This is a genomic window from Candidatus Methylomirabilota bacterium, assembly GCA_035764725.1.
Classification (GTDB): Bacteria; Methylomirabilota; Methylomirabilia; order Rokubacteriales; family CSP1-6; genus DASRWT01.
Genome location: DASTYT010000008.1, coordinates 1 through 8242, shown reverse-complemented (window position 1 = coordinate 8242; position 8242 = coordinate 1). Strand labels below are relative to the sequence as shown.

The 8242-nt window shown below is 70.2% G+C and carries 10 protein-coding genes; 4 read left to right on the top strand and 6 right to left on the bottom strand.

Translation table 11 applies throughout. The annotated features are described in order from the left end of the window. Positions 1 to 131: 131 nt before the first annotated feature. On the bottom strand, positions 132 to 989 hold the full coding sequence (locus VFX14_00790; protein ID HEU5188201.1) for an alpha/beta hydrolase: 858 nt from the start codon (positions 987 to 989) through the stop codon (positions 132 to 134). A 58-nt stretch (positions 990 to 1047) separates the two neighbouring features. Then, the gene (locus VFX14_00785) at positions 1048 to 1587 is read right to left on the bottom strand and encodes a Uma2 family endonuclease (protein HEU5188200.1); all 540 of its coding nucleotides are present in this window, start codon (positions 1585 to 1587) and stop codon (positions 1048 to 1050) included. Between the two features lie 135 nt (positions 1588 to 1722). Here VFX14_00785 and VFX14_00780 point away from each other — a divergent pair, with 135 nt between their 5' ends. Genes VFX14_00780 through VFX14_00770 form a run of 3 tightly spaced genes read left to right on the top strand, consistent with a single transcriptional unit; the run spans position 1723 to position 3916 of the window. After that, positions 1723 to 2685 (top strand): Rieske 2Fe-2S domain-containing protein, encoded by a 963-nt coding sequence (locus VFX14_00780; GenBank protein HEU5188199.1) that lies wholly within the window; start codon positions 1723 to 1725, stop codon positions 2683 to 2685. A gap of 2 nt (positions 2686 to 2687) precedes the next feature. Beyond that, entirely contained in the window at positions 2688 to 3353 is a 666-nt protein-coding gene (locus tag VFX14_00775; GenBank protein ID HEU5188198.1) for a TetR/AcrR family transcriptional regulator, read from the top strand. Further along, positions 3350 to 3916, top strand: a complete 567-nt coding sequence (locus VFX14_00770; protein HEU5188197.1) for a hypothetical protein — start codon at positions 3350 to 3352, stop codon at positions 3914 to 3916. The genes VFX14_00775 and VFX14_00770 overlap by 4 nt, the downstream gene beginning before the upstream one ends. Before the next feature lie 8 nt (positions 3917 to 3924). On the opposite strand, the gene VFX14_00765 is transcribed toward VFX14_00770, so the two are convergent. The 3 genes from VFX14_00765 to VFX14_00755 are packed head-to-tail and all read right to left on the bottom strand — an operon-like array spanning position 3925 to position 6364. Beyond that, on the bottom strand, positions 3925 to 5175 hold the full coding sequence (locus tag VFX14_00765; GenBank protein ID HEU5188196.1) for an MFS transporter: 1251 nt from the start codon (positions 5173 to 5175) through the stop codon (positions 3925 to 3927). A gap of 34 nt (positions 5176 to 5209) precedes the next feature. Further along, positions 5210 to 6121: a prohibitin family protein gene (locus VFX14_00760; protein HEU5188195.1), complete on the bottom strand. Its 912-nt coding sequence runs from the start codon at positions 6119 to 6121 to the stop codon at positions 5210 to 5212. Between the two features lie 9 nt (positions 6122 to 6130). Then, complete coding sequence (locus tag VFX14_00755) at positions 6131 to 6364, bottom strand: DUF350 domain-containing protein (protein HEU5188194.1); 234 nt, start codon at positions 6362 to 6364, stop codon at positions 6131 to 6133. 139 nt (positions 6365 to 6503) lie between these two features. On the opposite strand from VFX14_00755, the gene VFX14_00750 reads away from it, so the two are divergent. After that, positions 6504 to 7715 carry an NAD(P)/FAD-dependent oxidoreductase gene (locus tag VFX14_00750; GenBank protein HEU5188193.1) on the top strand — a complete coding sequence of 404 codons (1212 nt, stop codon included), beginning with the start codon at positions 6504 to 6506 and terminating at the stop codon, positions 7713 to 7715. Here VFX14_00750 and VFX14_00745 read toward each other — a convergent pair. Next, a partial coding sequence (locus VFX14_00745) for a hypothetical protein (GenBank protein ID HEU5188192.1) occupies positions 7712 to 8242 on the bottom strand: 531 nt, incomplete at its 5' end. The genes VFX14_00750 and VFX14_00745 overlap by 4 nt on opposite strands.

Genomic DNA, 8242 nt, shown 5'->3' with positions numbered 1-8242 from the left:
GCGGGCGGCGTGCGCATCGAGGGTGATCGGGAGCTCGCGCGCGCCTTCCCCGACTGGCTCCTGCTGAGCCCGTTCGCGCCGTTCGGACGCGCCGGCGCCCGCGCCTAGCGGCCTCCGCCGCCCGCGGGCCCCTACTTCAGGAACTCGAGCAGCGCGGAGGCCACCGCCTCCGGGGCTTCTTCCGGGAGGAAGTGGCCGGAGGCGAGGGCACGGCCGCGCACGTCCGCCGCCCAGCGGCGCCAGACCGAGAGCGGGCTGTCCGCCATCGCGTCCTCCCGCTCACCCCACAGCACGAGCGTGGGGCACTGAATCTTGCGGCCGGCGGCGCGGTCCGCGGCGTCGAGCGGGCGATCCAGGTGAAACGCGGCGCGGTAGTCCGCGCACACGCGTTCGATCGCCGCCGGGGTGAAGGCGCGCGCGTACACCGACGCGTCCTTCGGGGGGATCGCCCCCGGCGTGCCGCACCACTCCTCGAGCACGTGGCGCACGTAGAACTTGGCGCTGGTCCCGAGCAGGCGCTCGGGCACCGGGGCAGGCTGGGCCAGGAGGAACCACGGCAGGTACCCCAGCGCGGTCTCGGGCGTCATACGCTCGAACTGCTCCACCGTGGGGAGGACGTTCAGCACCACCAACCGTCCGACCTGCGCTGGATGGTCGAGCGCCATGCGATAGGCCACGCGCCCGCCCCGGTCGTGACCCACCACCGCGAAGCGCTCGAACCCGAGCTGCTTCATCAAGCCCAGTAGCTCGGCCGCCATCTCGCGCTTGCTGTAGCCCTCGCCGCGGGGGCCGCCGGGTGGGGCTACCGTGGCGCCGTAGCCGCGGAGGTCGGGCGCCACGACGGTGAAGCTACCCGCCAGGCGCGGCAGGATCTTGCGCCAGCAGTGGCGGGTCTGGGGGAAGCCGTGGAGGAGGAGAAGGGGCGGGCCCGTGCCATCGGTCGCCAGTAGGTAGCTCGAATCCCCGACGCGCACCCGCCGCTCTTCCATTCGCTACATCCTGCCTCGCCGCGCGTCGCGCCGCCACTGGATGCTGAAGACGCCGCGACTAGGGCAGAAGGTCGCCGACGCGGAGGCTCGCGGCCGGTGCGGCGAGCGGTGTCACCATCGCGTCGGCGCCGAGGACGGCGACGGTGGCGTACCGCCATTCCGCTTCCATGGGCGCGGGGGCGCGACGGACCTCGAGGACGCGATCTTCGAGATTCAGGATCCAGTACTCGTCGATGCCGGCGCGCGCGTAGGCGGCGGCCTTGCGTCCGCGGGCGATACGCAGAGCCGACTGCGCGACCTCAACGACCAGAGCCGGGTGCATCGGGTGTGCGCGCGCATAGTCGCGCGGCGCACCGCGCACGACGCAGACATCGGGCTCGGGCTCCGAACGGTCGTCGAGGATGATCGGGCTCTGCGTCTGGACGAACCATCCGTCACCGAACGCGCGCTCCAGCGCCTTCGCCGTCAAAAGCACCGCCGTCCGATGAGGGCTATGCTGCGGCTCCTTCACGAGGAGATGGCCGTCCAGCAGCTCGATCGGATCGTCCTCGTCGAGCACACCCTCGTCGATCAGGCGGCTGTACTGGAAGCGGTCCATGCCGCCATCGTATCGGCGGCCCCCCAGGAGGGTCAATGTGCCGGCTCGGCGACAGCGGTCCGGACGGCCGAAACTTTCCCTTGACGACTATACAGTGTAAATATACGGTGTCCATTCAAGAGGAGGGCATCCCCCATGACCACGACGCACAGCCCCGCGATCCAGCCCGCGCCCCCCCGGCCGGCGGACGAGGCCGCGGCCGGCTTCCATCAGTCCTGGTTCCCCCTGGCCCTGGCGCGCGACCTCGTCCCCGGCCGGCCGCTCGGCCGGGACTTTTTGGGCACGCGCGTCGTGCTCTACCGCGACCCGGCCGGCCAAGCGGTGGTCCAGGGCGCCTACTGCCCGCACCTGGGCGCCGACCTCTCCGTGGGCCAGGTGGTGGACGGACAAATTCGCTGTGCGTACCACCATTGGAAGTTCGACTGCGCGGGGCGCTGCGTGGACATTCCCGCCGGCGACAAGATCCCGTCCGGCGCGCGCATCCCCACCTACCCCAGCGCGGAGGCGTGGGGGCTCGTCTGGGCCTTCAACGGCGAGGCGCCGCTCTTCCCCGTGCCCGGCATCCCCGGCGCGGACGAAGGTGAGCTGGTCTACGAATCGCACTTCCGCGGCACGCGGGCGACCGATCCGTGGGTGGCCACGTCCAACGGCGTCGACTTCCAGCACCTCCGGACGCTCCACGGCCTGGACGCGTTCGATCCGGACGCGGTCACCGTAAGCGACTATCGTATGGACTACCGCGTGGGCGGGCCCGACTTCGTGCAGGAGGGCCGCATCACCGGCGTCAATACGTTCTCCCAGCACCTCTACTTCATGGAGCAGGACCTCTACATGCTCTTCTCCGGCGCGCCCATCGCGCACGGGCGCAGCATGGGCTTTTACGTCTTCGGCGTGCGCGCCGGCGACGGCGGCCGCGAGAAGGCCACCGCCACGCTCGAGAGCCTGCGCGGCTTCGTCCAGCGCCTGATCGCCGAGGACGGGCCCGTGCTCGACACCATCCGCTTCCACCCCCGCACGCTGGTCGCCTCCGACCGGCACCTCGCGCGCTTCCTGAAGTTCGTCCGCGAGTTCCCGCGCGCGGTGCCGCCGGACGCTTGAGCGTGCCGAAGAATCTCTCGCCCGCGGAGGTCGACGCCTTTCGCACGCGCCTCTGCAAGGTGGCGCAGCACCGCTTCGCCACCCAGGGGCGCGACGGCGTGAGCATGCGCCAGCTCGCCACCGCGCTCGGCTGTAGCCCCATGACGCCGTACCGCTACTTCCGCGACAAGGACGACATCCTCGCCGCGGTGCGCGCCGCCGCCTTCGACCGCTTCGCGGATGCCCTCGAGGCCGCCATCGTGAAGGCGGGCGACGATCTTCGCGCGCAGGGCGAGGGCGTCGGCGAGGCCTACATCCGCTTCGCGCTCAAGGAGCCCGAGGCCTATCGCCTGATGTTCGACCTCGCCCAGCCGCATCCCGACCGCTACCCCGAGCTGGTGCGCGCCACCACGCGGGCGCGACACCTCATGAGCGCCGCCCTGGTGAAGCTCGTGGAGGCCGGCGTCTTCGCGGGCGACCCCGTGGTCATGGGCCATGTCTTCTGGGCCGCGATGCACGGCCTCATCGTGCTGCACCTGGCCGGCAAGCTCCCCGACAAGCCCGACTTCCGAACCATTCAGCGCGAGGCCATGCGCCTCCTGGTGGCGGGCGCCCGCTCGGGGGCGGCGCCGGCACCGGAGCGGGTGGCCGCTCGCCCCGCGGGACACAGGAGGAGTCCCAAGCCATGAGCATTCTCCTGAGCCTCACGCCCTTCGCGGTCTTCTTCGCGCTGATGCGCCTGCACTCCCCCGTCGCCGGCTTCGTCGCGGCCTTCGCGGTCTCGGCGATCCTCTGCGTGCACGAGCGCGTGAGCGGCCGGTCCGTGAAGATCCTCGAGATCGGGAGCCTGATCCTCTTCGGCTTCCTGCTCGCCTATACGTGGCTGGCGAGACCCGCGTGGACGGTGGCCACGGTGCGCCTCGCCGTCGATCTGGGTCTGCTCGCCATCGTACTCGTCTCGCTCGCGATCCGCCTGCCGTTCACGCTCCAGTACGCGCGCGAGACCGTGCCGGAGCAATACTGGGCGATGCCCGTCTTCTTGGCGGCCAACCGCGCCATCTCCTGGGTGTGGGCGGGCGCCTTCGCCGCCCTCGTGGCCGCCGACGCCCTCGCGGAGTGGGTGCCCGCGGTACCGCTCTGGGCGGACGTGGCGGGCTCGGTCGCGGCCTTCGTGATCGCGGTGTGGTTCAGCCGCTGGTATCCGGGCGTGGTACGGCGCCGCGCGCTGGCCGCGGCGGGGATGCCCGCGTAGCCGCGCGACTAGACGGTCGGCGCCGGCGGCACCGCCGGGCCCGGCGGCGTCGGCGGGATCGACGGCGCGAGGCGGCGCCGCGAGAGGAGCGCGATCGAGATCACGGCGAGCGCACCCATGCTCCCGCCGATCGCGCAGGCCACCCGCACGCCCAGATGCTCGGCGAGCGTGCCCACCAGCAGCGAGCCGAACGGCGTCACCCCCGCGAAGGCCATCGCGTAGAGGCCCATCACGCGCCCGCGCAGGGCCGGCGGCGTGATGAGCTGCAGCGACGTGTTGGCCGAGGTCGTGAAATAGATCTGGAGCATCCCCAGCACGGCCAGCACCGCCATCGCCGCCGGGAAGTGCACGACCAGACCGAGCGCCGCGACGCCCGCGCAGAGGACGGCGGCCGACCCGGACAGGAACGCCAGCGGCGGGCGATCCTTGCGCCCGAGCGCGAGCCCCGCCGCCCCCACGAGGGCGCCCCCGCCCAGCGCCGACATGAGATAGCCGAAGCCCTGCGCGCCCTGGTGCAGCACGTCGCGCGCGATCAGCGGCACCACGGTGTTGAAGTTCAGCCCGAGCAGGCTCACCACCACCAGCAGGGAGAGGATAAAGCCCACCGCCGGCGTGCTCGTCGCGTAGCTGACCGCGCCCAGCACGCCCTGGCGCAGGCCGAGCTGGCCCGCGGGGTCCGGGTCGCCCTGCGTGCGCATGGCGAGCAGCGCCACCAGCACCGCGACGAAGGAGAGCGCGTTCAGGTAGAACGCCACCGCCACGTCGAAGCGCGCGATCAGGAGGCCGGCCACGCTGGGCCCCACGATGCGCGCGCCGTTGAACACCATGGAGTTCAGCGCCACCGCGTTCGCCAGGTCGTTGCGGCCGACCAGGTCGGTGATGAAGGCCTGACGCGCCGGGATGTCGACGGCGCGCCCGAGCCCGTAGATCGCGGCCAGCAGCGCGACGTGCCAGTAGCGCGCGTGACCGTAGCGCACCAGCACGGCCAGCACCAGCGCCTGGATCATCATCACGGCCTGGGTGATCAGCAGGATGTTGCGCTTGCTCGTGCGGTCGCTGAGCGCGCCGCCCACCGGCGAGAGCAGCAGCACCGGGGCGAACTGGAGGGCGTTCACCACGCCGAGGGAGAGGGGCGAATGCGTCAGCTCCAGCACCAGCCACGCCTGCCCCACCGACTGCATCCACGTTCCGATCAGGGACACCAGCTGCCCGAACCAGAACAGCCGGAAGTCGCGATGCCGAAACGCGCCCAGACGCATACGGCCCTCCACTTTACATCGGGAGGGCCCGCCGCTATTTGCCGGTGTGGTCGCTCAGGATGATCGGCAGCCCCGACTTGTCGCCCAGCACGACGATCTTGGTGTTGGGCGACTTCGACAGCTCGTGCGCCACCTCGATGGCCTTCCACTTGAGCAAGGGATCCGAGATGCCCTGGCTCACCGTCTTCTGGAAGTCGGCGATGCCCGTCGCCTCCACGCGCTTGCGCTCCGCTTCCTGGCGCTCCTTCTGCAGCACGAAGCGCATGCGCTCGGCGTCCTGCTCGGCGGCCAGCTTGGAGTTGATGGCGTCCTCCACCATCTTGGGCAGCACGATCTTCCGCAGCAGCACCTTCTCGAGCACGATCCCGCGCTCGCTGAGCGTCTTGTGGAGGTCGTCGTAGATCTGCTGCGTGATCACCTCACGCCCCGACGTGTAGAGATCCTTCGCCTCGTGGTTCACGGTGGCGCCGCGGATGACGGAGCGGAGCTGCGGCAGGATGTAGACGCGCGCGTACTGGTCCCCGAGGCTCCGGTACACGGTGGGCGCCGACTTGCCATCCAGGTGATAGAGCGCCGAGACCTCGAGCCCCACCGTCAGGCCCTCCTTGCTGGGCACGTCCGCGTGCTCGAAGATCTCGAGCGTGCGCACGGACATGAACTGCACCTGCTTGAAGGGGTTGATCAGGTTCAGGCCCTCGGTCAGCGGCTGATCGATGATGCGGCCGAAGAGCACCTGCACGCCCACGTTGCCGCCCGGGACGATGCGGAACGAGGCGCCCACGACGCCCAGGATGATCAGGATCACGCCGAGCGTGGGCAGGATGCCGCGCAGCACGCGGGCCTGATCCGCCTTGCGTCCCGCCACCTCGGGCGTGGTCCGCGGCATGGCCAGGCCGACCATGATCAGCGCGCCGCCCACGATGAGGGCCAGGATGAGTAGCGTCATGAGGGCCTCCTAGCGCAGGAGCGACGGCGACGGAATCGCTGCCGCGATCACGAGGGCGAAGGCGACGACCACCGCGCCCACCACGATGGCCACCGCCACGTTGCCGCCGCGCAGCTCGGCCCACTCGTCGACCGGCGTGAGCCACGCGAAGACGCGCAGCAGCAGGGCAAGCGCGATCGCCATCGCGACGGCACCGACGATTGCCCAGCCCAGAACCGTCAGATAGTCCGTGAGCAGCTTCATGAGGCGCCTCCCCTCGCGCGTGACGCGCGTTTCTCGCGACTACGCTAGCTCTAAAGGTGCGCCGAACCGGCGATAATTCGTCACAAAGGAACCTCGGGACCGGGACTTGCTGTTACCCTTCCGGGAGGAGGCCGCGGAGATGGCCAAGCGGTACGACGCGATCGTGGTGGGGGCCCGTTGCGCGGGCGCACCGACGGCGATGCTCCTCGCGCGGAGAAGGCACCGCGTGCTCCTGGTCGACAAGGCGACCTTCCCGAGCGACACGCTCTCGACCCACGTCATCCATCCCCCCGGCGTGGCCGCCCTCGAGCGCTGGGGGCTGACGGAGGCGCTCCAGAAGAGCGGCTGCCCACCCTTCCGCGAATACGCCTTGGACTTCGGGCCTTTCACCGTCGCCGGGCCCGTGCGCCCCGTGGAAGGCGTGGGCTACGCGATCTGCCCGCGGCGCACCGTGCTGGACCAGCTCCTCGTGCGGGCGGCCCGCAAGGCGGGCGTCGATGTGCGGGAGGGCTTCATCGTCGACGACGTCCTCGTCGAGGGCGGTGCGGTGGTGGGCGTTCGCGGCCACCAGAAAGACGGCAAGTCGCACGAGCACCGTGGTCGCGTCGTGATCGGCGCCGACGGGCAGCACTCCCTCGTCGCCAAGGCGGTCCGGGCAGAACGCTACAACGAGCAGCCGACCCTCTCCGTCGCCAACTATGCCTACTGGCGCGGGCTACCCGTCGACCGCTTCGAGGGCTACATCCGCCCGCGCCGCGCCTTCGCGGTCGCGCCCACCAACGACGGCTTGACCATGGGCGTGGTCAACTGGCCGCGCGCCGACTTCGAGGCCATCCAGGACGACGTCGAGGGCCACTTCATGCGCGCCGTCGAGACCGCGCCCGCGCTCCACGCGCGCTTCCGTGACGCCAAGCGCGAGACGCGCTTCCTCGGCGCCCCGGACCTGCCCAACTTCTTCCGCAAGCCCTACGGCCCGGGCTGGGTGCTGGTGGGCGACGCCGGCTATCACAAGGATCCCATCACCGCCCAGGGCATCAGCGACGCCTTCCGCGACGCCGAGGCCATGGCCGCCGCGCTCCACGAGGTCTTCACCGCGCGGCGGTCGTTCGACGAGGCGCTCGGGCGCTATCAGCACGCGCGGGACGAGGCGGCGCTGCCGATGTTCGCCCTCACCTGCCAGCTCGCGAACCTGGCGGAGCCCGTGCCCGCGGACCTGGTGCAGCTCCTGGAAGCGATGCAGGGCAATCGCGAGGCGATGAGCGACTTCATCAGCATGCTGGCGGGCGTGATTCCCGCGCCCCAGTTCTTCGCGGAGAAGAACCTGGCGCGCATCCAGGCGCGACGACCTTAATCGGTCACCGCCTCGAAGACGAACATTCTCGAAGACGGTCGACCCTCTACTTGCTCCGCCGGCGCATAGACCCTATGCGTTCGTGGGTCTACGGCAAGGCTGTGGACTTTCGGCTCGACACGGACGTCTGCGAGTTTTCTGAAGTGCGTCGAATCGTCCATCTGGAAGACGGAGATGAACCCGCTCGAGCACGCGACGTAGATACGGCCGAGCTCGGGGTCGAACATCACGACATCCGCGCCTTTGGCCATCGGTAAATGCTCGATGGGCGTGTGCGTATCGAGGTCGAACACGGTGAGCGTGTCGTTGCCTTCGCATGACAGGAACGCCCGTTGCCGCGCGGCGTCGAGCGCCATACCGTGGTTTCCGTGGCAGCCGCGGACCCGGTACATACCGACGACCGTATCGGTAGCCGGATCGATCATGGCAAGCGTGTTCTGATCCTGAAGGTTGACGTAGACCTTCCCGGCGACTGAATCGTAGAGCGGGACGCCGGTCTCGCTGTCGAACCGCAGCACCTTGACGAT

Bases quoted from the DNA above. Each gene is read 5' to 3' on its own strand.
- VFX14_00790 (HEU5188201.1), bottom strand. From the start codon at position 989: ATGGAAGAGCGGCGGGTGCGCGTCGGGGATTCGAGCTACCTACTGGCG.
- VFX14_00785 (HEU5188200.1), bottom strand. From the start codon at position 1,587: ATGGACCGCTTCCAGTACAGCCGCCTGATCGACGAGGGTGTGCTCGAC.
- VFX14_00780 (HEU5188199.1), top strand. From the start codon at position 1,723: ATGACCACGACGCACAGCCCCGCGATCCAGCCCGCGCCCCCCCGGCCG.
- VFX14_00770 (HEU5188197.1), top strand. From the start codon at position 3,350: ATGAGCATTCTCCTGAGCCTCACGCCCTTCGCGGTCTTCTTCGCGCTG.
- VFX14_00765 (HEU5188196.1), bottom strand. From the start codon at position 5,175: ATGCGTCTGGGCGCGTTTCGGCATCGCGACTTCCGGCTGTTCTGGTTC.
- VFX14_00760 (HEU5188195.1), bottom strand. From the start codon at position 6,121: ATGACGCTACTCATCCTGGCCCTCATCGTGGGCGGCGCGCTGATCATG.
- VFX14_00755 (HEU5188194.1), bottom strand. From the start codon at position 6,364: ATGAAGCTGCTCACGGACTATCTGACGGTTCTGGGCTGGGCAATCGTC.
- VFX14_00750 (HEU5188193.1), top strand. From the start codon at position 6,504: ATGGCCAAGCGGTACGACGCGATCGTGGTGGGGGCCCGTTGCGCGGGC.